22 protein-coding genes are annotated in these 25587 nt (G+C 63.4%); 3 read left to right on the top strand and 19 right to left on the bottom strand.

What is annotated here, in order from left to right; genetic code table 11:
• Positions 1-248 precede the first annotated feature (248 nt).
• The gene (locus ACR65N_RS08790) at positions 249-509 is read left to right on the top strand and encodes a hypothetical protein (RefSeq protein WP_430307155.1); all 261 of its coding nucleotides are present in this window, start codon (positions 249-251) and stop codon (positions 507-509) included.
• A 69-nt stretch (positions 510-578) separates the two neighbouring features.
• On the opposite strand, the gene ACR65N_RS08785 is transcribed toward ACR65N_RS08790, so the two are convergent.
• From ACR65N_RS08785 to ACR65N_RS08735, 11 genes are all read right to left on the bottom strand, one after another.
• A complete protein-coding gene (locus ACR65N_RS08785; RefSeq protein WP_440456659.1) occupies positions 579-1940 on the bottom strand; it encodes an MFS transporter in 1362 nt (453 codons plus the stop codon).
• A 122-nt stretch (positions 1941-2062) separates the two neighbouring features.
• On the bottom strand, positions 2063-4594 hold the full coding sequence (locus tag ACR65N_RS08780; protein WP_440456658.1) for a two-component system VirA-like sensor kinase: 2532 nt from the start codon (positions 4592-4594) through the stop codon (positions 2063-2065).
• A complete protein-coding gene (locus tag ACR65N_RS08775) occupies positions 4551-5591 on the bottom strand; it encodes a cytochrome-c peroxidase (protein WP_430307151.1) in 1041 nt (346 codons plus the stop codon). Before ACR65N_RS08775 ends, ACR65N_RS08780 begins: the two co-directional genes overlap by 44 nt.
• Positions 5588-6310, bottom strand: a complete 723-nt coding sequence (locus ACR65N_RS08770; RefSeq protein ID WP_430307150.1) for a response regulator — start codon at positions 6308-6310, stop codon at positions 5588-5590. The genes ACR65N_RS08775 and ACR65N_RS08770 overlap by 4 nt, the downstream gene beginning before the upstream one ends.
• Before the next feature lie 311 nt (positions 6311-6621).
• On the bottom strand, positions 6622-6861 hold the full coding sequence (locus ACR65N_RS08765; protein WP_440456657.1) for a DUF1127 domain-containing protein: 240 nt from the start codon (positions 6859-6861) through the stop codon (positions 6622-6624).
• A gap of 90 nt (positions 6862-6951) precedes the next feature.
• The gene (locus ACR65N_RS08760; RefSeq protein WP_440456656.1) at positions 6952-7290 is read right to left on the bottom strand and encodes a hypothetical protein; all 339 of its coding nucleotides are present in this window, start codon (positions 7288-7290) and stop codon (positions 6952-6954) included.
• A gap of 119 nt (positions 7291-7409) precedes the next feature.
• Complete coding sequence (locus ACR65N_RS08755) at positions 7410-8159, bottom strand: CDP-diacylglycerol diphosphatase (RefSeq protein ID WP_440456655.1); 750 nt, start codon at positions 8157-8159, stop codon at positions 7410-7412.
• A gap of 89 nt (positions 8160-8248) precedes the next feature.
• Entirely contained in the window at positions 8249-9862 is a 1614-nt protein-coding gene (locus ACR65N_RS08750; RefSeq protein WP_440456800.1) for a GMC family oxidoreductase, read from the bottom strand.
• Positions 9863-10056: 194 nt separating this feature from the next.
• Complete coding sequence (locus tag ACR65N_RS08745) at positions 10057-11202, bottom strand: iron ABC transporter substrate-binding protein (RefSeq protein WP_440456654.1); 1146 nt, start codon at positions 11200-11202, stop codon at positions 10057-10059.
• Positions 11203-11414: 212 nt separating this feature from the next.
• The gene (locus ACR65N_RS08740) at positions 11415-12269 is read right to left on the bottom strand and encodes an MBL fold metallo-hydrolase (RefSeq protein ID WP_440456653.1); all 855 of its coding nucleotides are present in this window, start codon (positions 12267-12269) and stop codon (positions 11415-11417) included.
• 110 nt (positions 12270-12379) lie between these two features.
• Positions 12380-13099, bottom strand: coding sequence for a winged helix-turn-helix domain-containing protein (locus ACR65N_RS08735; protein ID WP_430307143.1), 720 nt, complete (start codon positions 13097-13099; stop codon positions 12380-12382).
• Between ACR65N_RS08735 and ACR65N_RS08730 the strand changes: the two genes are divergently transcribed.
• Positions 13098-13313 carry a hypothetical protein gene (locus tag ACR65N_RS08730; protein ID WP_440456652.1) on the top strand — a complete coding sequence of 72 codons (216 nt, stop codon included), beginning with the start codon at positions 13098-13100 and terminating at the stop codon, positions 13311-13313. The two genes, ACR65N_RS08735 and ACR65N_RS08730, sit on opposite strands and share 2 nt — an antisense overlap.
• Position 13314: 1 nt before the next feature.
• A complete protein-coding gene (locus ACR65N_RS08725; protein WP_440456651.1) occupies positions 13315-14394 on the top strand; it encodes a GAF domain-containing protein in 1080 nt (359 codons plus the stop codon).
• Between the two features lie 55 nt (positions 14395-14449).
• Here the strand turns inward: ACR65N_RS08725 and uxuA are convergent, their stop codons facing one another.
• The 8 genes from uxuA to ACR65N_RS08685 form a co-directional block, all read right to left on the bottom strand.
• Positions 14450-15631, bottom strand: a complete 1182-nt coding sequence (gene uxuA, locus ACR65N_RS08720) for a mannonate dehydratase (protein WP_440456650.1) — start codon at positions 15629-15631, stop codon at positions 14450-14452.
• Positions 15632-15735: 104 nt separating this feature from the next.
• Positions 15736-16587: a 2-hydroxy-3-oxopropionate reductase gene (locus ACR65N_RS08715; protein WP_440456649.1), complete on the bottom strand. Its 852-nt coding sequence runs from the start codon at positions 16585-16587 to the stop codon at positions 15736-15738.
• A 3-nt stretch (positions 16588-16590) separates the two neighbouring features.
• A complete protein-coding gene (gene otnI, locus ACR65N_RS08710; RefSeq protein ID WP_440456648.1) occupies positions 16591-17376 on the bottom strand; it encodes a 2-oxo-tetronate isomerase in 786 nt (261 codons plus the stop codon).
• Between the two features lie 12 nt (positions 17377-17388).
• A complete protein-coding gene (locus ACR65N_RS08705; protein ID WP_440456647.1) occupies positions 17389-19101 on the bottom strand; it encodes an ABC transporter ATP-binding protein in 1713 nt (570 codons plus the stop codon).
• Between the two features lie 11 nt (positions 19102-19112).
• Positions 19113-20288 carry an ABC transporter permease gene (locus ACR65N_RS08700; RefSeq protein ID WP_430307137.1) on the bottom strand — a complete coding sequence of 392 codons (1176 nt, stop codon included), beginning with the start codon at positions 20286-20288 and terminating at the stop codon, positions 19113-19115.
• Positions 20289-20297: 9 nt separating this feature from the next.
• Positions 20298-21284 carry an ABC transporter permease gene (locus ACR65N_RS08695; protein ID WP_430307136.1) on the bottom strand — a complete coding sequence of 329 codons (987 nt, stop codon included), beginning with the start codon at positions 21282-21284 and terminating at the stop codon, positions 20298-20300.
• Positions 21285-21312: 28 nt separating this feature from the next.
• Positions 21313-23427: a family 10 glycosylhydrolase gene (locus ACR65N_RS08690; protein ID WP_440456646.1), complete on the bottom strand. Its 2115-nt coding sequence runs from the start codon at positions 23425-23427 to the stop codon at positions 21313-21315.
• A gap of 103 nt (positions 23428-23530) precedes the next feature.
• Positions 23531-25459: an ABC transporter substrate-binding protein gene (locus tag ACR65N_RS08685; RefSeq protein ID WP_440456645.1), complete on the bottom strand. Its 1929-nt coding sequence runs from the start codon at positions 25457-25459 to the stop codon at positions 23531-23533.
• Positions 25460-25587: the final 128 nt, after the last annotated feature.

Below are 25587 nucleotides of genomic sequence, written 5' to 3'. Positions count from 1 at the left end.
CCCTTTCCGGCCCGCTGATGCACTGCCATGTCAGATTCACGGCTGTCGATTGCGGATGACATGGAGGCTATTCCGCACGGCAGATTAGGCCCGCGAGATGCCGAAGCCTTCGTTACATCCGGGTTGGGCCGGGTTACCGATGAATGCATCGAGGGCGATGCTGAAACCGTAGGCTCATGGGCCACTGGTCAACTCCATGATGCCGCTCGTGACGCACACGGCGGTTCACAGAAATGGAGAACACAACGATGAAAACCGCCCTTATCGCTATCGGCTTCGGCGCACTTGGTCTGGCGCTTGCCGCCACCGAGGCCATGGCTTTCGTACCCGAGCCGATCCCCGGCAGCCTGATCTTCCCGCAACCGCCGCACACGAAGCTCACCAAGGCGCCGGTCGGCAGCGCCGTCGTGCACGAGTTTCGGCGGGACGGACGCAAGTACCGCGAGACCTACGTCATCCAGCAGGACCGCTCGCTGAAGCTGACCAACCGCGGCGTTGGCAACGACTAACCTGGCCGCACGGGCGCGGCGGCCGGTCGCCGCGCCCGCTCTGTCGCAGAAATAGGACCGGCCGACCGGTCAACCTCCCCATATGCCCAGTCGCAGATCGTCCGGATGCGGCTCCAGCATCTGCCTGTTGCTGCTGATATAGGCGCCGAGACCGCAGGCCAGCACGGCGATGAACAGCAGATAGTAGGCCGGCGCCATCGGATCGTATTCGACGAGCCAGGTGAGAAGAACCGGCGTCAATCCGCCGAAGACTGCGTAGGAGATGTTGTAGGAGAAGGAGACGCCGGTGACCCGCACACGCGCCGGGAACGCGTTGACCATGACAAAGGGCACCACCGCCATCAGCCCGACGGCCAGCCCCATGATGATATAGAGCAGGCACAGAAGACCGAATGAGTGCCCGGCGAACGAATAGAAGACGAATGTCGCCGCTCCGAAGATGGCGCTTCCGCCCATCAGGCAGAAACCGGCACCGAGCCGATCAACGGCCATTCCGAAGAGAGCGGTTCCGAGGATCAGCGCAAACGTCCCGATGCTCGTCGCCACCAGCGCATGTTGCGCCGAAAATCCGTAGACGGTCTGGAGCAGGGTCGCGGTCATCAGGCCGGTGACGAGAATGCCTGCCGACAGCACCCAGGTGAGCAGGATCGACACGACGATCGCCCTCAGATGATTGCGGAAGATCGACACCAGCGGCAGCTCAGGCACCAGGGCCCAGCGGTCACGCAATGCAGAAAAGACCGGTGTCTCCTTCAGCCGCCACCGGGCGCCGATCGCCGGCAGGCTGAACAGCGCGCCCATGACGAAGGGGATCCGCCAGGCGAAGGCCTCGATCTCTGCGGCGGAGAAGAACGAGTTGAGCAGCGCGACGATGACCGATGCCAGGAGGATACCGGCCGTGAACGACGACGAGACGAGAGCGCAGGCGAGGCCCACGTGGCGGCGCGGCATCTGCTCGGCGACCAGCGTCCAGGCACCGGGCACCTCGCCGCCGATGGCGACGCCCTGGAGCACGCGCAGACAGATCAGCAGCAGCGGTGCTGCAACGCCTGCGGTCGCGTAGTCGGGAAGCACGGCCATGCCGAGCGTCGACACCGACATCAACAGGATCGAGAAGGCGAACAGCTGCTTACGGCCGAACAGGTCGCCGAAATGCGCCAAGGCGATGCCGCCGAGGGGACGGAACACATAGCCGGCGGCAAAGATGCCGAAGGACTGCATGACCGCCAGCCAGCCGGCGATACCAGCCGGGAAGAACACCTTGCCGATGACCGGTGCAAGAAAGGCGAAGACGACGAAATCATAGTAGACCACCGAGCCGCCGGCGGCGACCAGCCCGATCGTGCGCAGGTTCTGGTAAAGGTCTGCCGCCGGCACACGACCTGTACCTTGATCTGAGCGGCCGTCGCTTGGCTTTGCGGAAACCGCCATCCACCTGCCCTCCCCAAGCATCCGACATCATCCAAACGGTGGGGGCCGGTCATTGGCACTCGATGTCAGAAACGGCCTGTTCGGTTACGATTGAAATCTTTCTCTGTCCTCGGGCCCAAGCTTTAGGCGAGGTTGATCCGGTGGAAGATCGCCTGCGCCAGGGACTGCGAACTGAATGGCTTGTTGAGCGCGCAGGCGCTCAGAAGCGGACAGTCATCCAGATTGGCCGCCCGGTTGCGGTCAGCCAGCACGAGGTAGCGAAGGCCGCTCAGTACCGCCTCGAGCTGCATGATCGACATCGACGGGTCGATGCAGCTGCTGTCGACCACCACCAGGTCCGGCTGGATTTCCTCCGGCTCGAGGATCCGCAGGAGCGCATCCAGGCTCCCGTAGCCGACCGGCTCGTAGCCGAGTGCTGCGATCTTCTCCTCGTACATGTCGAGCAGCGCCTTGTCCTTCTCGACGATGGCGACTGTCTGCCCGCTGCCGGTCGGCACCGAGCCTTCGTTGAAGAAGCTCTTGACCGGCACCGGGGGTCGCAGGCTTGCCGGAAAGAACAGCTCGAAGCGTGTGCCCGATCCGGAAATGCTCTGGACGTTGATGCTGCCGTCCATGCCAGAGACGCTGCCATGAACGGCCGAGAGGCCGAGGCCGGTGCCGCCCGACTGCGCCTTGGTGGTGAAGAACGGCTCGAATATGTGCGGCAGCAGGGACTTCGGTATTCCGTCGCCATGATCCTGTACCGCGAGACAGACATAGGAACCCGACAGGATTTCCCCGTGCGACAGTGTCCGCCGCCTGCGGACCTGCACCTGGCTGACTTCCATCTCGACCTCCTGGCCGCGGACGGAGGCTTCCATCGCGTTCTTGCAGAGGTTCATGGCGATCTGGTGGATCTCGATCGGATTGCCTTCGATGACGGCCGGCTTTTCCGGCAGCCTGGCGGTCAGCGCGATCTGGTTTCCCAGCGTGACCTGCAGCAGGGGCAGGATATCCGATATCGCCTCGACGACATCGAACGGCTTGCGAGCCCGCTCCCGCTTGCGGCTGAAGGTGAGGATCTGGTCGACGATGTGCTTGGCGCGCTCGGCACTCGTCAGGATCTCCTGCACGTACTGGCGCGTCGGCGATGGCTTGCGCAGCATCTGGAGCGCCATTTCCCCGTAGCCGAGGATCGCACCCAGCACGTTGTTGAATTCATGGGCAATGCCGCCGGCGAGCGTTCCAACCGCCTCCAGCCGCTGCGAATGTTCCAGCCGGTTTTCGAGCGCCTCCTTTTCCTGGCGGCTCTGCTTGCTGTCGATGAGCTCGATCAGCACCTGCACCGTCGTCTGCATGAGGCCGATGTCGTCGGCAGCCAGCTTCGGGCGCGGCGCGTCGAAGAGGAAGAGCAGCGTCGCCGCTGAGCGGTCCGGCAGCTTGCGGCCGACGACGATCCCCGAGGATGTATCGTCGCGCGTATAGGCGAGATCGTCGGTCTTCAGGAGGTTTCGGTGGGTCGGACACCAGGGGTCGTCCTGCGGCTGCGCGTCCGCGTTCATCAGCAGGTCCCTGGCGAAATCGGCAAGCAGCGCGACGTATTCTTCCTGCTGACCGCGCAGCCGGTAGTGGTCTTTGACCTCGCCCGTATCGCCGTTGAGGATCACGAAGCCACAGGCATCGGCGTCGAAGAACCCGGCAAGCATTCCCAGCGCCTGCTCCATCAGGTCGGGAAAATCGCGCGGCGAGGCATTGACCATCATTGTCTTGATAAGGGTGATGCAGCTTTCGTATTCGAGACGGTTCTTCAGCCGTTCCGTCTGGTTGCGGAGCCGGTAGACCAGCACGAAGACATAGAGGCAGAGCGAGATCGCCGTCGCGCCGAGCAGCATGCGGCTCCAGGCGCCGTTCGAATTGACGGCCCCGTAGATTTCCAGATAGAGCGCCTGCAGCTGTTGCGCGCGCGCCGGCGTGCCGGACGCCTGGACAGCGGCGATCTTCTCGTCGACCACCGGCAGGATGGCGAGGATCATCTCCGCATGGGTGACCAGCGTCTGGATCTCCCGGCTGTCGGCCGCGGGAACCGCCATGTGCCGGATATAGGTGAGATCGGCGCGGATGGTCGGCACCAGTTCCGCCTCCGGCTTGGTCGCGAACCGCATCATCAGGTTTCCGAGATCGGAAACGGCGGCGAGGCCGGTGCGCACCGCCGGGTTCCGAGACTGATGAAGGGTGGTGAGGGTCTGGCCGAAGACGCCGATCGAGTTCTGCAGCAGCGCGTTGCGGGTCTTGAACTGCTCGACCAGCTGCTCGTCGGCATCGATGCTCTTCTGCAGCTCCTGCAAAAGTCGCGCCAGCCGTTCCTGATCGTCGAGCTTCGTTGCCAGCAGCAGGTCGTTGAGCTTGGCGGTGATTGCCCGCAAGGCCACCACCGAATTGACCAGCGGATCGTACGAGCGGATGAGGCCGGCCCGCACCCGCAGCACGTCTCGCTGCAGAGACGCATGGCTGAGATCCACCTCGCGCAGCGTCCTGGTGATCTTTTCGTGCGTTGACTGGCCGGGATCGCGCCCAGCGGCGATGACGGCCAGCGAAATGGCAAACATGACCGCCAGCGCGATGAGCCACGCCTCACCGACCACCTTCAATGGACGGCGCTTTGAGCCTTTCACCATTGTATTCTCCGGTCAGGCTCTTGAGGAATTCGACGATCGACGCGACATCGTCCTGGGGCAGTTCGCGCCCGAGCTGGCTCCGGCCCATGATGGCGACGGCGTCGTCGAGACGTTCCGCCCGGCCGTCGTGGAAGTACGGCGCCGTGACCTCGACATTGCGCAGGCTCGGCACCCGAAAGACATGTTCGTCTTCGTCAGCGCCCGACAGCGGCCAGGGCAGGATGTCGGCGGATGGGCCCGCCCAGTTTCCCGGTTCCGGCGGTGCAAAGATCCCGAAGATCTGGAACATGTTGCCGCCGATGTTCGAGCCCTGATGGCAGGAGACGCAGCCATAGCTCTTGAACAGCTCATAGCCGCGCTGCTGCTCCGGTGTGATCGCATTCGCATTGCCTTCCAGGTAGAGGTCGAACGGGGCGTTCGGCGTCACCAGCGAGCGCTGGAACGTCACCAGCGCATCGAGAACGCTGTCGCGGTCGGGCGATCGTCCGTAGATGGCCTTGAAGCGCGTGCGGTAGAAATCCGTGCCCGTCAGGCGCGGCAGCAGCGTCTGCCAGTCGTTCGCCATGAGGTTGGGATCGATCAGCACATTCTCGTTCTGCGCCGCAAGCGACGCAAACTTGCCGCGCCAGCCGAGACGATAATTGTTGCCGACGTTGAAGACGGTGGACGCATTGAACTGATGCAGCCGGCCGTCATAGCCGACCGTCCGCTTCACCGGCACCGTGCCCCCGGTCGCCAGGCCGTGACAGGAGGCACACGACAGCATCTGTCGCCGCGACAGGATGGGATCGTTGAACAGCGTCTCGCCCAGCTCCACCTTGGCGGCATTCAGGCGCGGCGACGGCGGCAGGGGGAAGAGCGCATCACGCTGATCCTCCGCCAGCGCCGCATGGCTGCTCGGCAGCCCGCCGCTGAAATCCATTCCGGCAACACAGAGACCGGCGGCGAGGACGGACAGGCCGGCGAGAACCCTGATGCCTGTCCGCGACGAGATCATGGCTTGCTCCGTAGCCGGTCGGTGACCACATCGGCATCGAAGAGATAGCCGGCACCGCGCTCGGTCATGATCAGCCGTGGCCGCGACGGGTCTTCCTCCAGCTTGCGACGCAGCCGCAGGATCAGCACGTCGATGCTGCGATCGAACACCTCGTCGTCGTGAATCCGGCTGGCGGCCAGCAGCTGTTCACGCGACAGGATCTGCCGTGGAGACTTGAGGAAGGCGGTGAGCAGGTTGAACTCGCCAGCCGTCAGCTTCACCTCTCGCGTGTCGCCGCACACGAGCTTGCGCAGCTTCATGTTGAGGACCCAGTTGCCGAAGGAGTAGGTCTTGCGCTCCTTCCGCCCCTTGATGACGGGTCGCTCGCGCAGCGATGCGCGGACGCGGGCGAGAAACTCGCGCACGCCGAAGGGCTTGGTGATGTAATCGACCGCCCCGAGTTCCAGTCCCACTACTTTGTCCGCCTCTTCCAGACGGTCGCCGCTAATGATGATGACCGGCGCGTCGCAGGAGCTCGAAAGGGTCCTGACGATTTCCAGCCCGTCCTCATGTCCCAGATTGAGGTCGACGATCACCAGATCGACGGGATCGGTCGACAGGATGCGGGTCAGATGCTGGCTGTCGGAAATGCCGGTGACCCGGAAGGCGTGCTGGGTGAGGTAGTCGGTCAGCAGATTTCGGATGCTGGGGTCGTCATCGATTACGAGTACGTGCTTCAATGTTCCGCTCCTGGGCGCGCAGGTCGGCATGCGGGTCCCTCCCCACAACCGCAGGAGTTGCAGCATGGTGGCGGTGGCCGGAACACACGTCGACGACCACGGCGCTGCATGGCCTGAGAATTGCGACTATGTCGGCGGCCAGGGTTTCAGCGCCGTTTCAACGGATGGAAAAATGAATGCAACCGTAACATGGTCGCATCCCACTGCGCCGCCGCACGCTGTCAGCCGCGCCCATTTGCGAGGTCCGTTTGCGCGGCTGGGCCACCAGCCGCGCAGGCAAGCGGCGACGTGCCGCTGTGACAGCCTGCTGCTCAGTGATCCCTCAACCTGCCGGTCACCGAATGGATCTGGGAGCGGGAGATGCCGATATCCTTGAGGAGATAGTCGGGCAGCGACATCAGTTGCTGGGAGGCCCGCTTGCGCGCCTGCCATCTGGACCACCTGCGCGCGCGGATCGCCAGGTAGCGCATGAGAATGACGATGGGGCTGAGCCTCTGCAGCTCCTGGAACCCGTTTAAATGCTTCTTGGTGTGGATGACCTGATAATGCATTTTGCTTTTCCTTGGTGTCCTGTTTCTTCTGCTTTGGGCTTCCGCGTTGGAGCGGCAGCAAGATCAGGATCGCCGGTCCGGCGGTTGTCGTCATTTCAGCAAGCGGGACCTTGGTTGCATCCGCAACAGCAGCGCCTTGATCCGGCCGGCGAAGCGCCCACGCCGCTCAACCGGCTGATCGCAAGTGATCTGCTCATGCGCGTCATCCGGCGCGCCCATCGAAGCGGGCGTCGCGTGCAGGCTTTCTCCGGCGAATGCGAAGCCGCTCAGCATCTCGTCGAGGAGCCGCCGGGCGGCTGGCCGGGCCACCGGCACCAGACTTTGCGCCTGCGCCGGCGGATCCGCCGGCTCGGGGCCATCCAGGGCGATAAGCCTCAGATGGTTTCTGCAGTTGCGGGGGGACAATGAGGATCGGTCGATGTCTGACATGGCAGCCTCCAGGGGAGACCACAGGGAGCCGGCTTGCCGTTGCAGCACCGTTTCATCGGGACCCTGCCGCTCCTACAGATGTAGCCGGACGGCAATCGGTTCTCGATCCGCCTACAGGTTCAGGAGCGCTCAAGGCCGCAGGCATGGTCCTGCAGTTCCTCGGCCGAGGCGAGATTCAGGTCGAACAGGGACAATCGGGTGGCGAGGATGAGGAACCCGTCGGCGCGGGCCCTGGTCATCGCAAGGCTGAAGCGTCCCATGTCGGAGGGCGCAACCGGCAGGCTGTCGGAGAGCAGTCGGAAGGCGCCGATACGCTGGATCTCGTCTTCGCCGGCCCGGCGGACCCAGTAGTCATTGCCCTTCAAGCCGTTGGCGATCGGTCGCCAAGCGGCGCCGAGCCCGTGCTCCACCGCATCGAGCCGGGCTCGAACGTCGGCCGACATGCAGGAGATGTGGATGTGAAGCTGCCTCTGCGACCGGCCATAGCGGGAGTTGATGGCCAGCAGGACTTGATCGTCGTTGATGCCGCGCGGCCCATTCGAGAGGAATTCGCGGTTCTCCCAGGCAAGCCAGAAATAGTTCGGCGTCTCTGGATCGAGCAGCGTCGCGCTTTCCATGCCGGATATCGCCTGCGTCGGAAGCAGGAGGTAGTGATGGGGACCGTTCCGGTCCCGCAGCACGACATAACCGGCGCCGCGATCAACCTTGAGGCAAGGCTCGGCCATCGCCGCCTGCCCGGCCCGGAGCCCGCACCGGCTGCCGATGATCTTCGACAGGGCATTGCCGTCCGGAAGCAGGGCGAGATAGGCGCCGAAGATCAGCGCCAGGACCAGGCCCGGAACGAGGAGGAACTTACTTAGCGATCTCAACACCGATTCCTCTCGACGCGGCAGGCGAACGACGTGTGGCAGCGGCAGGTGCGGGCGCCTCGTCGGAGCCCGCACCCTCGCACGGCAGGTTACTCAGCAGCATTCTCCTGCGGGCGGAAATGATCAAGGCCATGGGCGGCGCGGATTATGTCGGCGGCACGCTCACCGACGACGACGCAGGGAGCCATGATATTGCCGACCGGGATTCGCGGCAGGATCGACGCATCGGCAATCCGCAGATTGTCGATCCCGTAGACACGCAGCTGGGCATCGACCACCGACATCGCGTCGCGGCCCATCTTGGCGGTACATGATTGGTGCCAGTAGGTGATCGCGGAATTGCGGATGAACCGTTCCATGCCGAGCCGATCGCGTTGCAGCGGCGCGACCTCCCCCTTGACCAGCGAGCGGAAGCTGTCGCTGTTGCCGAGCTCCCGGCACAGTTCGATGGTCTTGAACGCCGCCGCCAGATCCTCCGGCTCGCTCAGCGAGTTGAGCTCGATGAGTATCGGGTCGCTGGGATCGGCGCCGGACAGCCGAAGCTGCCCGCGGCTCTTCGGCTGCGCAAGGCCGGCGAACATCGACCAGCCGTGTTCGGGCGGATCGATACCCACTTCCTGCGGCGACGGCACCGCAAATTCCAGCTGGCAATGCAGCAGATCCGGTGCGGGAAGACGCGAGTCGCTCTTCGAGTAGATCGTCGCCTCGCATCCGCTGCTACCGACGCCCTGTGGCTCCAGGTATTCCCAGGTGCAGCCGAAGGCCAGATGATCCTGATGGTTCTGGCCGACACCCGGCAGGTGCTGCACCGTCTTGATGCCGTGCAGGCTCAATTCCTGCTGTGGCCCGATGCCGGATTGCATCAGCACCTTGGGCGTGTGCAGGGCGCCGAGCGACAGGACGACCTCGCAGCGCGCGGCAAACCGCAGCAACTGCCCTCCGACCATGGCCTCGATGCCAACGGCTTTCTTCCCGTCGAGGATCACCCGCGTCACCAGCGCATCCGTCAGCACCGTCAGGTTGGACTGGTTCATGCGTGGATAGGTGTAGGACCGGTAGACGGACTGGCGCTTGCCGTCGCGGATGCGCAGATCGGCGATGGCAGCGCCGCCGGCTGCTTCCATCATTTCGCCGTTGGGACTGGCAAAGGTCGGGATGCCCATGGCCGCCGCAGCGTCGAGCAATGCGCCGGCGATCGGTTGCGGCGATGCCGGCTGTTCAACGTGAACAGGACCACCGCGGCCGCGGCGCAGCGCATCGGCCTGTCCCTGCCAGTCCTCGATGCGCCGATAATAGTCGAGCACCGACTGGTAGCCCCAGGCCGGATCGCCGGATTCGGCCGCGAAATATTCCCAGTCCGCCTTGTGCCCGCGGGCCCAGACCATGACGTTGATGCTCGAGCCGCCACCCAACGCCTTGCCCATGCTGAGCGGCAGGCGGCGACCGTTCAGGGTTGCGGCAGGCTCGCCCTGGAACGCCCAGTCGTTGGACGATCCGAGGTTCAACGGCCACTGGCCGGGTTCGGTGATCGCCGGCATCTCGTCGCTGCCACCCGCCTCGAGAAGCAGAACCTGCGCGTTGCGATCCTCAGCCAGTCGCGCGGCGACCACCGAGCCGCTGGAGCCTGCACCGCAGACAATGAAGTCGAATTCCCGGCGAAGATGCTCGCGCAGGCCCGCCTGGTTCCGGGCCACGTCGTACATGTGCGAAGCATCATCGGATTGGTATGTCATTGAGCTCACCATGATTTATGTTGAGATTGATCTTGCTGAAGCGGGGCTGACCCTTTGGGGCACCCCTGCCGCGATCCGGCTGTGCAGACCTTCGCCCATGCCTGTTGCTGCGGTGTTTCGGTTTCAGGTTCCGGGTTTCATCTGCAGCAATCCGACCGTCCGCGTCAGTGTCTCGGCACCGCGTCCTTCAGAAGATCATCGAGCTGCACTTCCGTCAGATCCACTTGGTAGAAGCGCTTGAAGAAGGTCGCGACGTCGGCGCGCAGGTCCCCCTGGAAGACTGTCGGGTAGAACAGTGCCTCCAGCCAGCGGATGCCGATCAGTCGGTTGATCCCGGGAGGAGCGTCGAACCAGCCGAACGGCAGCGTCGGCGTTGCGTAGACCTTGCCGTAGCGGACCGCGGCGATCTCCGCCCAGGACCGCTCGCGTTTGGCGATGCGGGCAAAGCGCGGCGTTGCCGCCAGGATGACGTCCGGGTTCCAGGCCGCCACCTGCGGCACGGAGACGTTCGCCAGCCCGCCCTTGCCGAGCGCTGCCGCGACATTATTGGCGCCGACGGCTTCGAGAACCTCGAGATTGATTGATCCGCCAAGGCCGGTTTCCAGCCCCTCGGGTCCGCGCCCGTAGTAGACGCGCGGACGGTCCGCTTCCGGGATCCTTGCAAGACCGTGCCTCAGCGTCCGGAACGTGGCTTCGGCATAATCGGCCAGTTCTCCTGCCCGGTCCGGAACCCCGAGCAGCTCTCCGACCTGCCGCAGGCTTTCCGGCGTTTTCTCAAGGCTTCCATCGATCAGGATGTACGGAATGCCGGTCTTTGCCTGCACCATGTCGGCAAGTGCAATGAAGGTCGGATTGACGGTACCGATATCGATGATGACATCCGGACGGGCGGCAATGACGGCCTCCAGAGTTGCCGTGTTGCCCTGGCCGGTAAGCCGGCCGAAGGTCGGCAGTGAACGCGCGGCCGGCAACAGGAACTGCTTCTCCCGTTCGCTCGGCTCGCGCGACCAGCCGACAAGCTTGTCGGGTGCCAGTACGTAGACGAGAACGGAAGCGGGTGGGCCGGCAGGCAGCACACGCGAGATCTTGTCGGGGAGCTCGACGGTCCGTCCGCCCGCATCGGTGAAGGTGCGTGCCAGGGCGGGCGAGACGGCCGCGAAGCTGATCGTGACGATCGATATGATGATCTTCAACGCCGCCGTCAGCCCCCAGATCCGCCAGAGCGGGATGTCTCGGCGGGAGATGGCGTGCGACCGATTGGCCGAACCTGGCGGATGGTCAGACCACGGAACCATGCAGATCTCGATCATCGGCCAGCCTCCTTCGTGCGGGGGTGGTCGATGTCACCCCTACGGTCGGGATGGGCGAATGATCGGTCGGGCTGGAGCATGATCTGGTCCTTTGCAAGCAGGGGAAACGGAGCGAAGTCCGAGACACCCGATCTTGCAGGACGAGATGCGCGCCCGATGTCAGCCGCGCATGAAGCGATTACAGCTGACACCGGCCGGCGTGCGGTCCGGCTCTACCAGCCGATCTCGACCGGCAGCTTGAGGAACCGCCGTCCGGCAGCGTCGGCGCGTGGCCACCTGCCGCCGTCGAGATTGACCTGCAGCGCCATCAGCATGAGATTGGGCAGAGGCAGCGTCCTGTCGCGCGCCTGGCGCTCGTTGACGAACTGCTGCTGGTCGCGGCCAGCCAGATGGATGTTGGCCTGCTGCTCGGCCAGCGAGCTTTCGAAAGCCGGAGCCCGACCTTGCGGCCGATAGTCGTGACCGGTGAAAAGCCGCGTCTCGGCCGGCAGGCTGCGGATCGCACCGATCGTCTGCCAGAGGTCCTCGGCGCTGCCGCCGGGGAAATCCGTCCGTGCGGTGCCGCTGTCAGGCATGAACAGCGTGTCGTTGATGAAGGCCGCGTCGCCGACCCGGTAGATGACGGTCGCCAACGTATGGCCCGGGGCGTTGATGACGCTGACCTCCAAGGCTCCGACCGTCAGCACGTCTCCCTCGCCGAGGAGCCTTGTCCACTGCCGCCCGTCCGTGTGCAGCTCCGGCAGGTCGTAGCGTTCCTGCCAGATCCTCTGCACCTGCGTCACACGTGCGCCGATCGCCGTCGGAGCGCCGGTCCGCCCATGCAGATAATGCGCCGCCGACATGTGATCGGCATGCGGATGGGTATCGAGGATCCAGTCGATTACCAGTCCGCGCGCCTTCACAAAATCGAGGATCGCGTCCGCGTTGTTCGTCGTGAAGCGGCCGCAGGCGCGGTCGAAATCCAGTACGGGATCAATGATCGCGCAGCGGGCCGAGACGGGATCGGATACGACATACTGGATCGAGCCTGTCGGCTCGTCATGGAAGGCTTTGACGTCAGGTTTCATATCTTGCTCTCGCGTTGCGTGATCCCTCCGGATCGGCAACCTGCATTGCACGGCGGTGTCAGTCGTTGAGCGGCCGATGTCAAACGCAATCAGCGCCGGCCGACGGCTCTTCAACCGGCCCGACGCACCTCTACCGCAACGTCCGTATCGAAAGCATAGCCGACGCCCCGCTCGGTCCTGATGATCTTCGGATCGGACGGGTCGACTTCCAGCTTGCGACGCAGGCGCAGGACGAGCACGTCGATGCAACGATCGAAGACCTCCTCGGCATGCACGCGGCTTGCCGACAGCAGCTGCTCCCGGGACAGAACCTGCCGTGGCGCATTGACGAAGGCCAGCAGCAGGTTGAACTCGCCGGCCGTCAGCTTCACCCGTGTCTCGTTGTTGTGCGTCAGCTGTCGCATCTTGGGGTTCAGGGCCCAGCGGCCGAAGGAATAGCGCTTCTGCTCCTTGCGCTCCAGAGGCGCCGGCCGTTCGCGCAGCGCCACCCTCACACGTGCCACCAGTTCCCGCATGCCGCAGGGCTTGGCGATGTAATCCGATGCTCCAAGCTCAAAGCCGGCGACCTTGTCCGCCTCGTCCAGCCGATCGCCACTCATGATGATGATGCCGGACTGCGACTTGCCAGACAGCCTGCGGACGATGCCCAAGCCGTCTTCCTGGCGCAGGTTGAGGTCGACAAGCGTCAGATCGACCTGCTCGCGGGCAAGGATCTGCTCGGCCTGTCCCGGGTCACGGGCACCCGTCACGCGGAAGGCATGCTGGGACAGGTAATCTATCATCAGTCCGCGCGCTTGGCTGTCATCGTCGACGACGAGGAGATGTCTCATGACACGCCTCTCCTTACTGAGGATCGCGCAGGGCATGCTGGCTCGGAATTCTGCGTCTTCATTTCGCACCTCGGTTTCAGATGGAACGATGCGCCATATGTACAGACTATCAAATTTATCACAAGTATCATTTTTGCCGTTTGTTGCGATTGAAACAGAATCTCGATATGAGCTTTGTCGGCGCTTGGTTATGCTGAAGAAAATGGAGATGTGAGTTGGACGATATCCTCACCACTGCCCAGGCTGCCAAGCTGCTCGGCGTGTCCGTCAGGACGGCCCAGCTTTGGGTGGAGAGCGGCAACCTCTCGTCCTGGAAGACGCCCGGAGGCCACCGACGCATTCCGCGGCTTGCCGTTGCCGAACTGATTGCCGGCCAGGCGATGCGGCAGCCGACGGGCGCCACTGCCGTGGTCCTCACGGAAGGCGATCGGGCCGCGGCATGGCAGGCGCTGGGAAAAGCCGGCTTGCTGGTCGAGATCATCGAGGATGTTCTCCAGGCGGCCATCCGGATCGGCGAACTTCTGCCGTCGCTGATCGTCGTCGACACCGCCGAGACGGACCAGGATAAGCTGCTGGATCGCCTCGACGCAGACGGCCTGCTGGCGTCTTCGCTGGTGGTGGTGCGACGCAAGGCCAGGTCGGGCGCACCCAAGCGCGTGGCGGCCCGTCAGCATCTGGTCCTGGACGAGGACCAGAACGTCGCCGACTGTATCGAGGCCATCCGTGTGCACCTGAGCCGCTGCGCGATCCCGACGCCGGATGACCATGTTCCCTATCCTCTTCCGTTCAATGAACAGGACCGCTTGAAGGCCGTGGCGGCATCAGGGCTTTACAATTCGCCGCGCGAGGAAAGCTTCGACCGGCTGGTCGAGCTTGCGACGCGGACGTTTCAGGCGCCGATGGCGATGTTCACCCTGCTTACCTCGTCGCAGCAATGGTTCAAGGCGTTGACAGGGTTCGACGCCGGCGCCACGCCGCGCGACTGGGCTTTCTGCAACTATACGCTGGCTGCCAATCAGTTGACCGTCTTCGAAGACCTGTCCACCGATGCACGCTTCGCCAACAACCCGATGATCCAAGAGCCGCATCATTTCCGGTTCTATGCCGGCGCTCCGGTCCGCGACGAAAATGGCTATGCGCTCGGATCGATCTGCATCATCGACCGTGTGCCGCGGTCCTTCGGGCCGGATGACCGCAATGCGCTTACCACGCTGTCCGAAGCTGCATCCAACATCATCAAATGGCGCGCCCAGGAGCGACAGCTTCGCCGGCTTCGCGCCACGATGGACGCATAAGTCTTGAGCGAGTGTATCCGATGAACGATGGACGCGTCGTCGATCTGCAACCGAACTAGGCGAGGTCCAAGGCCTCGATCGTCCGCATGATGCCGCGCAATTCCGCCAGGCCCTTCAGCCTGCCGATACACGAATAGCCGGGATTCACCGGCTTGCCGATGTCGTCGATGATCGCGTGCCCATGGTCGGGGCGCATCGAGATTTCCCAGTCCGGCCGTCCCGCTTCGCGCCTGCGGCGTTCCTCCGCCATCAGCGCGAGAGCGACCCGAACCATGTCGATATCGCCCTCCAGATGCTCCGCCTCATGGAACGAGCCGTCGGCTTCCCTCGTGACGTTACGCAGATGGGCAAAGTGGATGTCCGGCGCGAACTCCTTGGCCATCGCCACCAGATCATTCTCCGGATTGGCGCCGTAAGAGCCGGTGCACAGGGTGATACCGTTGGAGGGTGATGGAACGGCCTGGCGCAGAGCCCTGATATCTGCAGCATTGCGCACGACGCGCGGCAGGCCGAACAGCGAAAACGGCGGGTCGTCCGGATGGATCGCCATCTTCACCCCTGCCTCTTCCGCCACCGGGATGATCTCTCCAAGAAATGCAAAGAGGTTGTCGCGGAAACCGGTCTCTGAAAGCTCCCCGTAGATGTGCAGCATGCGGTTGAGGCTCTGCCGGTCGTAGACGAACTCACGCGCCGGCACCCATTCGATGAGATTGCGCTCGAGGCGAGCCAGGTCGCTTGCGCTCAGCGACGCCAGCCGCAGGGCTGCCTGTTCGATGCGGTCGGCCGGATGATCCGCCTCGGCGTTCGGCCGCTTGAGGATGAACACGTCGTAGGCGCAGAACTCGACGATATCGAACCGCAGCGCCGTGCCGCCATGCGCCATCCGATGATCGAGATCGGTGCGGGTCCAGTCGGTGATCGCCATGAAATTATAGCAGACCGTGGTGATGCCCGCCTTGGCGACCGTGCGGATGGATGCCTTGTAGTTGTCGATGAGTTCGCGGTAGCGGCCGGTCCGCGTCTTGACGTCCTCGTGGACGATGATGCTCTCGACGACCGACCAGGTCAGGACGTTGCCCTCGATCAGTGCCTTGCGCTTCAGCACCTCGTCTTCCGGCCAGGCCCGCCCGTCGTTGAGATGATGCAGGGCGGTGACGATGCCTGTCGCGCCCGCCTGCTTCACATGATCAAGCGTCACCGGATCGTCAGGACCGAACCACCGCCAGGTCTGTTCCATCTGTTTGCGGCCTCCTCACCTGACCATGCTGCGCCCGCCGCCCGCGCGTCACGATTCACTCGGCCGGGCGCTCTCGACAGAGGTAGATCATGTTTCTGCGCGTTCTATAAGACCTCGATCAGCGCCGAATGATCCTTGTCGCCCAGCCCCTTTGCCAGCGCGCTGTTCATCAGTTGCTGCACCATGGCGGTATTCGGCAACATGAGCTCCAGCAGACGCGCCGAGTCCATCGCCAGCGACAAGTCCTTGTGATGCAGGCGCAAGCGGAAGCCGGGCTCGAACGTCTCGTTGATCATGCGTTCGCCGTGAACCTCGAGCACGCGCGAGGCTGCAAACCCTCCCATCAGCGCCTTGCGGACGGTCGCGGGATCGGCTCCCGCCTTGCGCGCGAAGCTCAGCGCTTCCGAGACTGCCTGAATGTTCAGGGCGACGACGATCTGGTTGGCGACCTTGGCGATCTGACCATCACCGACGCCGCCGATCAGCGTGATGTTCTTGCCCATCTTTTCAAACAGCGGTTTTGCCCGCTCGAAGAAGTCCGGCCTGCCACCGGCCATGATGGTCAGAGAGGCAGCTTTTGCCCCCACCTCTCCGCCCGAGACCGGTGCGTCGAGGTAATCGCATCCGCAAGCCTCGACGCGGGCGGCAAAATCCTTCGTCGCCAACGGCGAGATGGAGCTCATGTCGATGATCAGTTTTCCCGGCTTGATGCCGGGCACCACGCCGTCCTTGCCAAACAGGACGTGTTCGACATCCGGTGTGTCGGGGAGCATGAGAATGATGACCTCAGACAACCGCGCCACCTCCGCCGCAGACGCGCAGGCCGTCGCACCGCTTTCGACGAGATGGGCAGACACCGGCTTCACCCGATAGAGGTAGAGTTCGTGACCAGCCTCGATCAGGTGCTGCGCCATCGGGCGTCCCATCACGCCCAGACCGATAAATCCAATTTTCACTGTTCAATTCCCCTGCTGAAGCATCTTGAGCCAGCCGAGCCCGGCGCTTGTACCGGCGGCGGGCTTGTATTCGCAGCCGACCCAGCCGTCGTAGCCGAGCTCATCCAGCCGCCTGAAGATGAAGTCGTGGTTGATCTCCCCGGTCCCCGGCTCGTGGCGGCCGGGATTGTCGGCGATCTGCACATGGCCGATCTTGCTCTGCAGCCTCTCGAAGGTGGCGACGAGATCACCCTGCATGATCTGCATGTGATAGAAATCATACTGGATCAGCAGGTTGGAATGTCCGACCCGGTCCATGATCCGCTCGGCCTGATCCGTCGTCGTCAGAAGGTAGCCGGGGATGTCGCGGGTGTTGATCGGCTCGAAGACCAGCGAGATCCCGGCATCGGCCAGGCGCTCGGCGGCATAGCGCAGATTGTCGACGAGTGTCGCCTCGGCCACGTCCGCCTCTAAGCCTACGGGCGCGATGCCGGCAAGGCAGTTGATCTTGCGGCAGCCGAGCGCGTCCGCGTAGGCGATCGCCTTATCCACGGATGTCTCGAACTCCGCGACCCTTTCCGGCAGGCAGGCGATGCCGCGCTCGCCGGCTCCCCAGTTGCCGGCCGGAAGATTGAACAGCGCCTGCGTGAGACCGTGACGCTTCAGTTCGGCTGCAATGGCCTCAGGCGTTTCCTCATAAGGGCTGACATATTCGACCGCCTGGAAGCCATCGGCGGCGGCGGCGGTAAACCGCTCGATGAAGGGGCGCTCCGTGTAGAGCATGGAGAGATTGGCTGCGAACTTCGGCATGCTGGCGGGCCTTCAGACTTGATCTGCGCGCATGCGGTGAAGCATGCGCTTGTTGCGGGGATCCGGGTTGGGAACGGAGGAAATCAGCCGCTTCGTGTAGGGCTGCGACGGGTTCGTGCAGATGGTTTCCGCATCGCCGACCTCGACGATCTTGCCCTTGTGCATCACCGCCACCCGGTCGCAGAAATAGCGAACGACGGATATGTCGTGGGAGATGAAGACGAAGCTGAGATGCAGCTGCTTCTGGATGTCGAGCAGCAGGTCGAGGATCTGGCTGCGGATCGACACGTCGAGGGCAGACGTCGCCTCGTCCGCAACGATGACCTTGGGATTGAGGGCGAGCGCCCGGGCGATGCCGATGCGTTGGCGCTGGCCACCTGAGAATGCATGCGGGTAGCGTTCCATGGCGAGCGGATCGAGGCCCACCTTGCCGAGAAGCTCGGCAACCCGTGTCTCGACGGCCTTGCCCGACATGCCCTTCGAGATGACGAGTGGATCGCCGATGATCTGCTTGACGGTCATGCGTGGATTGAGCGAGGCGAACGGATCCTGGAAGATCAGCCGGACGTCCTGATGGTAGCGCCGCAGGTCGACCTTGCTGAGCGTCGTCACGTCGACCGGTGCGGCCGTCCCGTCGGCGCGATAGGTGACGGTGCCGGATGTCGGCTCGACGATGCGCAGGATCATCCGTCCGAGGGTCGTCTTGCCGGATCCGCTCTCGCCGACGATGCCGAGATTTTCGCCGGGGAAGAGATCGAGATTGGCATCGTCGACGGCCACCAGCCCGCGACCGCTGCTGCGGGCAAACAGGCGCGACGGCGCGCCATAGATCTTGCTGAGGTTTCGCACCGAAAGTACCGGCTCGACCGACGGCGTCAGCGACGCCGGCAGGACACGTGCTTTAGCGCCGCTCTCCAGCTTCACCGTCGCGTCGAGAAGCTGGCGCGTATACGGGTGCTGGCTGGCGTGGAAGATATTGTCGACCGGCCCCTGCTCGACAATCTTGCCGAAGCGCATGACGGCGACCTCATCCGCGACTTCGGCGACAATGCCCATGTCGTGGGTGATGAGCAGCATCGCCATGCCGCGCTCGTCCTGCAGCCGCTTGATGAGGTCGAGAATCTCTGCCTGGGTGGTGACGTCGAGCGCCGTCGTCGGTTCGTCGGCGATCAGCACCTCGGGATCGCAGGCGAGCGCCATGGCGATCATGGCCCGCTGCCGCATGCCGCCGGAAAACTCGAACGTGTAACGATCGGCCATCAGTTCAGGCTGCGGGATCTCGACCTGGCGTAGCAGTTCGACGCAACGGGCCTTGGCTTCCGCCTTCGACAACCGCGTATGCAGGCGCACCGCTTCGACGATCTGGGATCCGATCGTATGGACCGGCGACAGCGAGCTCATCGGCTCCTGGAAGATCAGCCCGATCCGACCGCCGCGGATGGCGAGCACCTCGCGGCTCCCCTCCTTGAACTGCGCCACGTCCACGGGGCCGTCCGGACCGTCAAGCAAGATCTGGCCGCCAATCATCCGGCCGGGCTTGTCGATTATTCGCATCAGCGCGCGCGCCGTCACCGATTTGCCCGAACCGCTTTCGCCGACAAGCGCCAGCGTCTTGCCGCGCTGCAGGTCGAAGGTGACGTCGCGCACGGCGTGCAGCACATGTGTCCGAAGGTGGAAATCGATCGACAGATTGCGGACCGAAAGCATCGTGTCGGGCTTCATCATCGAATTTCCTCTCACGTATCGTAGGGATCGGCTGCATCACGCAGGCCGTCGCCGAAGAAATTGAAGGACAGCACCGCCAGCACGACGGCGAGGCTGGGCCAGATGAGCAACCACGGCGCAGTCGCGACGGTGCGAACGTTCTGGGCATCCTGCAAAAGCACGCCCCAGCTGACGACCGGCGGCTTCAGGCCGACGCCGAGGAACGACAGCGAGGTCTCCGCAACGATCATCGTCGGAATGGCGAGCGTCACCACCGCAAGGATATGGCTGGTGAGCGACGGCAGGATGTGGCGGAAGATGATCCGCCGCTCGCCTGCTCCGTCCAGCCGTGCGGCCGTGACGAAATCGTCTCCGCGCAGTGCAAAGAAGCGTCCCCGGACCTCGCGCGCCAATCCGGTCCAGCTCAGCAGCGACACAATGAGCGTCACCATGAAATAGACCGAGAGTGGCGACCAGTTGAGCGGGATGGCGGCGGCGAGCCCCAACCACAGCGGGATGGTCGGCATGGCGCTGACGATCTCGATGATCCTCTGGATGAGCGTGTCGACCCAGCCGCCGTAATAGCCGGAAACCGCCCCCATTATCACGCCGAGCGTCAGCGAGATGGCCACACCCACCAGTCCGATCGACATGGACACGCGCGTTCCGTAGATCAGGCGGCTCATCAGGTCTCGTCCGAGACGGTCTGACCCCAGCAGGTACATCGGATCGCGCGCATTCAGAGGCCCGATGAGATGGGTTTCCATCGGAATGACGCCCCAGAGTTCGTACGGCGCGCCTTTGACGAAGAAGCCGATCGGAATGATCTTCGTCTCGTCGACGACGAAGCTGCGGCGAAGCGCCTTGGGCTCGATCTCGATCTTGTAGCCCTTCACGTGCGGCCGGAAACTCGTGGCTCCGTCGGGCTCGCTCGTGAACAAGGCGATCCGCTGGGGCGGCGCGAACGTGTATTGCGGCCGCGAGGCGTTGGGCAGGCCGGGTGCCAGGAACTCGGCAAACGCGCCGATGAGGTAGAGCACCAGAATGATGCCGCCGGCGAAGGCGGCGACCTTGTGGCGGAAGAAGCGCTGGCGGATGAGCGTCCATTGGCCGGCCGCCTCCAGCGTCACCACCTTGCCTCCCGACTTCAGCGGGCTGACGGCGGGACCGGTCTCCATGACCGCGGCAGAATTCGTGTCGATCAACATGGCGACCCCTCAGTTGAACCGGATCCGCGGATCCAGCACGGCCAGAAGAATGTCGGAAATCAGCATCCCGACCAGCGTGAGGACTCCCATCAGGAGAATGAAGCTGCCCGCGAGGTACATGTCCTGACCGACGAGCGCCCGCAGCAGCAGGGGGCCGGCGGTCGGCAAATTGAGGACGATCGCGGTGATCGTGACGCCGGAGACGAGGTCTGGCAGCACCCAGCCGATCGAGCTGACGAACGGGTTGAGGGCGATGCGGACCGGGTATTTCAGGATTACCCTCCGTTCGGGCAGCCCCTTGGCCCGGGCGGTGACGACGTAAGGCTTGCTCAGCTCGTCCGAAAGGTTCGCCCGCAGGATGCGGATCATCGCGGCCGTGCCCGACATGGCGATGACGATCACCGGGATCCACATGTGGCTGAGCATGTCCTGAAGCTTTGCGAAGCTCCACGGCGCATCGGCGAAGGCGGGGGAGAAGATCCCGCCGACGCTCTGCCCGAGGAACCGGTAGCTCGCATACATCAAAGTGAGTGCCATGATGAAATTCGGCACCGCCAGCCCGATGAACCCCAAAAGCGTGAAGGCATGGTCACCGAACGAATGGCGCCTTACAGCCGAATAGATGCCGATCGGCAGCGAGATCGCCCATACCAGCAGGAGGCTGGCGAGCGAGATCAGCAGTGTCGATCCCATCCGATCCCAGATCAGGGTCGACACCGGCTGGTTCCACTCAAACGAATAACCGAAATCACCGCGGGTCAGGATGCCGGTTATCCAGACGAAATACTGGACGTAGGCGGGCTGATCCAAGCCATACTGGGCTCGCAGCCGGGCGATCGTCGCCTCGTCGAGGTTCTGCCCGCCATCGGCCATGGTCGACAGGAGCGACGTCAGGTAGTCGCCCGGTGGCAACTGGATGATCATGAAGGCGATCAACGACATGCCGAACAGTGTCGGTATCATGTAGAGAACGCGCTTTGCCACATAAGCCAGCATGGTTTCCTCCCGCTGCGTATTCCTCGGCTTACGAATGCCATGTCAGGTGGACGGTCTCCAGTGCCTCGATCGACGGCACCATGATCTCGACGCGATCGCCGACGATGCGGCATGAGCGCGTCTCGCCCCTGACCAGCAGTTTTGCCGAAGCCGACTTGCGACCCGGCGGGATCTTGATCGACACGGTCTGCTGGCCGATCGGATATATCTCCCGCAGCGGCCCCTTCATCATCATCGGATTGGTAAGATTGACGAGGAAGATCGCCATCGCATCGTCGCTCTCGTAGACCGCGATATCGATGATCCCCTTGCCGTCGACCCGGACGCGGTGGTCCTTGCCGATCGCCCAGTTGACGGCATTGGCGATCAGCCGGCCGTGATCCGGCGCCAGGACCTTCCAGAATACCTCGCCGATATTCCAGGGGATATAGACGGTGCGTCCACCTTGATCGGTTTCGCGCGCAACGACGGCGGCACCCCTTGGCGCCTCGCGCGGATAAACCTCCTCCATCGGCAAGTCGGGAAAATCCGGCACGTAGAGGAACGGGGTCTGGGCGCTGGCATCCGCATCGACGGCAATGAGTCGCGTGCCGCCGATGATGCGGGCTGCACCGTCGTAGCCCTGGTTCAACGGATGCGGATCGGACAGCGCGACATAGGTGTTCTTCACCGGCCCGCGGGGATCCGACGTCAGCGAAGCTCCGAACACCCGAGCCAGCCCAAAGTCATCGCGCCGATTGCCGACTTCGTCGTAGAGCGAGGTCTCGTTTGCCGCGACGACCGAACCGCCACGCTGGACGTATTGCTCGATGGCAGCGCACTGCGCATCGGACAGATAGGTGGCGTTGGCCAGCACGATCAGCTTGAAACGATCGAGCGCTTCCGGCGTCATGACCTGGTCGGAGAGAAACTCGAACGGAATGCGCGCTTCCACCAGCGCATGATAGAAGCCGAGATCGTTGTGCTCGGCGATATGCCGTTCTTCCGGTGCCCAGTGCCTGAGTGTCGTCGACGGATCGATGATGGCAATCTCGGCCGTCGGCTGCATTCCGTCGATCTGCGGCTCGATTTCCGCATGCAGGTTGAAGGCTTCGACGACCGGCTGCACCCAGCGATCATCGGGAACGCAGGCATTGAACTTGGTGAACCACGGGAACAGCCCCTGCGCCATGCCATCATGGATCCACAGCTTGATCTCTTCGCCGCTCTGGACCGAGTCCTTCCAGCGGTATTCCTCCTCCGGGCCGATGGAGGTGATCAGTCCGACCGGGCGGTCGCGGAACGTCCCGCGAATGCGCTTGCCGTTGCGTCCGGCGGACCAGCCGACCTCGACGCCCTGGCGTGCCTGATGATCGACGAACAGGATCGGGCAGTGCTTCTGGATGAGCGACAGATCGAATTCCATGAGTGAGGAGCCGCTCATGTTGGGAATGAAGCTCGCATGCGGCCGCACCGCCTTCACGGTTTCATCCCAGTAGACCACGAGCTCGGTGAGGATCCGCCTGCGCCACGCGGCCCACGCCTGCCAGGCCGGATCGCTGGCATCGGCCTTTGCCGGCAGATCAAAGCCGGTCTCGTTCTTGAACCGTCGCTGATTGTCCTCGCTGTAGGAGACCCCGTGTCCCTGCCAGCGGTTGGCGAAGACAGCGTCGACATCGTATTTGCTGATGACCTCGCGGATGACGTCGGTGGTGAAATCGCGGTTGTAGCTTCCCAGCGCATCGGTGACGTAAATGCCGGGAAAGGCCCAGTGCTCGCGCGGGCTGCCGTCACGGTTGATCGCCACCCACTCCGGATGCGCCTCTGCCGCGTCCGCATGGATGGCATGCGGATCGACGCGCGCCATGACATGCATGCCGAGTTTGCGCGCGCCCTCGACGATGGTCCCGAACGGGTCGGTGCCGCCGATGAACTTCGAAACGTAATGGAGGGGGATCTCGCTCGGGTAGTAGGCGATGTAGCCGCCGGCCGAGAGGCACACCGCATTCGACTTCGTGCGGCGGAACACATCGATCCAGAACTCCGGATCGTATTTTTCCGGATCGTCTTCCGCGAAGGTCAGCTGCGTCCAGCGGGTGGCGGATTTGTACCATTCGTTGGAACGGGCGGAGGAGTTGGCAATGGTGTCTGGTCGATGCAGCATCTGGGCTTCCCATGGCAATACGGTGCCTTCGCGCCGGACGGCACGTGCAGCAGGTTTGAAGTTCCCGTTCCGCCCCTGGCGGGATCGGAACGGGACGGAGTGATCAGGCCTTGAAGAAAGTCTCGGGATTGGCAGGTCCCGGCGTCGGATATCCCCAGGAGTTCGGCATGGTCTTCGGGACGTTCTGCATGTCGTTTTTCACGACACCATAGCTGTCGCTCGGCAGGCAGACGCCGAAGACGTAGAACTGGTCGGCGGCGATCTCCAGGATCTCGGCCATCAGTTTCTTCTGCTCGTTTGGATCCGGAGATCCGAGCACCCGGTCGTAGAGGGCCAGCGCATCTCTGACTGGCTGGGGAGGCTCGACGGCTCCCTTGGACGCAGGGTCGCGGTACCACAACTGCCAGCCCTTGGCGTAAAGCGCCTCGGTGGTATTGGGGATGAAGTAGCGCGGATCGAGGATGGCTGCGATCCCGCCATTGCCGCCGAAGCGGTGCGCCGTGGCATCGAACTCGATGCCCTGGCGAACCCGGACTTCCCAGAGCGAGCGGTCCATGCTGCGCATCTGCACATCGACCCCGACCGCCTGGAACATCGGCAGTGCCAGCTGGAAGATGTCGAGGAAGGTGGCGCGTGCCTGGTCAATCTCGAAGATGATCGACACGCGCTTGCCGCTTTCATCCAGCCGATAGCCCTCGCCATCCTTGTTCGGCAGGATCTTGTCTAGCAGTGCCGCTGCAGCCTCGGGATCGTACTGCGTGAACTGGGTGGCAAGCCGCTCATTGTAGAGCGGATCTTCCGCCCTGACGGCAGGCTGCGAGATCGTCCCCTGTCCGATGAACACGGTATCGATGATCGCCTGCCGATCGAGTGACATCGACAGCGCCGCGCGGAAATCCTTGTTGTTGTAGAGCTTGCGCTTGGCCTCCTCGGGATGGTTGAGATTGAGCTGGAAGACCATCTCGTTCGTCTCGGTCGACGTCAGCGTGTAGAGGCCGAACTTGCCCTGTTCCTGGGCGTCGTAAAGCACGGCGCGATTGGAGGGGGTTGCGATATACTGGTCCATCAGGTCGATCTCGCCCTGCATCGCCTTCAGCAGCAGGACCTGTGCGTCCGCCACCATCTGGTAGACGATGCGGTCAAGATACGGCAGCTGATTGCCCTCGGTATCAACCTTCCAGTAATAGGGATTTCGTTCCGCAACGGCGCGGTCGGTACTCTGTCCGGGCGCCACCGTCATCTTCCAGGCGTGGATGACCGGGCGCTGCGAGTTCTGAAAGAACTCGTTGTCGACGACAAGACCCGCCTCGCGCTGGAACAGCTGGATCCAGCCGGACGCGCCCTTGCTCTTGGCTTCCTGTTCGGCATTCGGATTGTACTTGATGTGGAACTGCTTGAGGTAATGCTTCGGCGCGCGCGTGGTCTGGTCGTCGTTCGCCCAAGCGAGCCGCAACGGGAAAAGTCCGTTGGGTGCGGCGAAAATCACCTTGAAGGTCACATCGTCGACCGCCTCGAACCGGGCCTTCTTGCCGCCGGCGCGCAGGTGGTTCTGGCCGACGTCGTTGAGGCCCTCGTAGTTGAAGATGTCCTCGTACCAGAACAGGATGTCTTCGGTGGTGAAGGGCTCTCCGTCCGACCACTTCATGCCCTTGCGCAGCCTGAAGGTGAATTCGGTCGCGTCGGCGTTGCTCTCGAAATGTTCGGCAACGTTCGGCACGACGCCCGACCAGTCCGGCGCATAGCGTACAAGAGGCTCATAGGCCTGGTAGCGGAACAGCATCGACAGCGATCCGCCGCCGACGATCGCGCTGTTCCAGTCCCCACCATGGGTGCCGACCCGATCGAGCGGCGTCACCACGAGCGGATTGAGCGGCAGACGGCTGGCGATCGGCGGCAGACTACCGCTATCGACCAGCGCCTTCAACATCTGAGGTTCTTTGGCAGGTCCGGCTTGCGCCAGGACGGGCAGTGCAGGCAACAGGATTGCAGCTGTGCTGGCGGCCAGGAAGGCGCGCCGATTGAATTCTTGCATGGTGTTTCCTCCTCCCGAGGTGATGGCCGGATCCTCCCCTCCTCAGGTTCGATCCCGCATCCAGAAATACTATGTAAGCTTCCTTCTGTTTATGGATGGTAGCTTGTATTATGTGTTTTGTTAGGTAA

Source organism: Rhizobium sp. SAFR-030 (assembly GCF_059415005.1).
This window is presented reverse-complemented; position numbering and strand designations above follow the sequence as displayed.

What these genes read in the sequence shown, in the direction of transcription:
- ACR65N_RS08745 (WP_440456654.1), bottom strand. Translation starts at nt 11,202, where the DNA reads ATGATCGAGATCTGCATGGTTCCGTGGTCTGACCATCCGCCAGGTTCG.
- ACR65N_RS08695 (WP_430307136.1), bottom strand. Translation starts at nt 21,284, where the DNA reads ATGCTGGCTTATGTGGCAAAGCGCGTTCTCTACATGATACCGACACTG.
- ACR65N_RS08730 (WP_440456652.1), top strand. Translation starts at nt 13,098, where the DNA reads ATGACACGCCTCTCCTTACTGAGGATCGCGCAGGGCATGCTGGCTCGG.
- ACR65N_RS08705 (WP_440456647.1), bottom strand. Translation starts at nt 19,101, where the DNA reads ATGATGAAGCCCGACACGATGCTTTCGGTCCGCAATCTGTCGATCGAT.
- ACR65N_RS08690 (WP_440456646.1), bottom strand. Translation starts at nt 23,427, where the DNA reads ATGCTGCATCGACCAGACACCATTGCCAACTCCTCCGCCCGTTCCAAC.
- uxuA (WP_440456650.1), bottom strand. Translation starts at nt 15,631, where the DNA reads ATGGAACAGACCTGGCGGTGGTTCGGTCCTGACGATCCGGTGACGCTT.
- ACR65N_RS08775 (WP_430307151.1), bottom strand. Translation starts at nt 5,591, where the DNA reads ATGATCTCGTCGCGGACAGGCATCAGGGTTCTCGCCGGCCTGTCCGTC.
- ACR65N_RS08735 (WP_430307143.1), bottom strand. Translation starts at nt 13,099, where the DNA reads ATGAGACATCTCCTCGTCGTCGACGATGACAGCCAAGCGCGCGGACTG.
- ACR65N_RS08765 (WP_440456657.1), bottom strand. Translation starts at nt 6,861, where the DNA reads ATGCATTATCAGGTCATCCACACCAAGAAGCATTTAAACGGGTTCCAG.
- ACR65N_RS08760 (WP_440456656.1), bottom strand. Translation starts at nt 7,290, where the DNA reads ATGTCAGACATCGACCGATCCTCATTGTCCCCCCGCAACTGCAGAAAC.
- otnI (WP_440456648.1), bottom strand. Translation starts at nt 17,376, where the DNA reads ATGCCGAAGTTCGCAGCCAATCTCTCCATGCTCTACACGGAGCGCCCC.
- ACR65N_RS08790 (WP_430307155.1), top strand. Translation starts at nt 249, where the DNA reads ATGAAAACCGCCCTTATCGCTATCGGCTTCGGCGCACTTGGTCTGGCG.
- ACR65N_RS08780 (WP_440456658.1), bottom strand. Translation starts at nt 4,594, where the DNA reads ATGGTGAAAGGCTCAAAGCGCCGTCCATTGAAGGTGGTCGGTGAGGCG.
- ACR65N_RS08785 (WP_440456659.1), bottom strand. Translation starts at nt 1,940, where the DNA reads ATGGCGGTTTCCGCAAAGCCAAGCGACGGCCGCTCAGATCAAGGTACA.
- ACR65N_RS08700 (WP_430307137.1), bottom strand. Translation starts at nt 20,288, where the DNA reads ATGTTGATCGACACGAATTCTGCCGCGGTCATGGAGACCGGTCCCGCC.
- ACR65N_RS08750 (WP_440456800.1), bottom strand. Translation starts at nt 9,862, where the DNA reads ATGTACGACGTGGCCCGGAACCAGGCGGGCCTGCGCGAGCATCTTCGC.
- ACR65N_RS08740 (WP_440456653.1), bottom strand. Translation starts at nt 12,269, where the DNA reads ATGAAACCTGACGTCAAAGCCTTCCATGACGAGCCGACAGGCTCGATC.
- ACR65N_RS08685 (WP_440456645.1), bottom strand. Translation starts at nt 25,459, where the DNA reads ATGCAAGAATTCAATCGGCGCGCCTTCCTGGCCGCCAGCACAGCTGCA.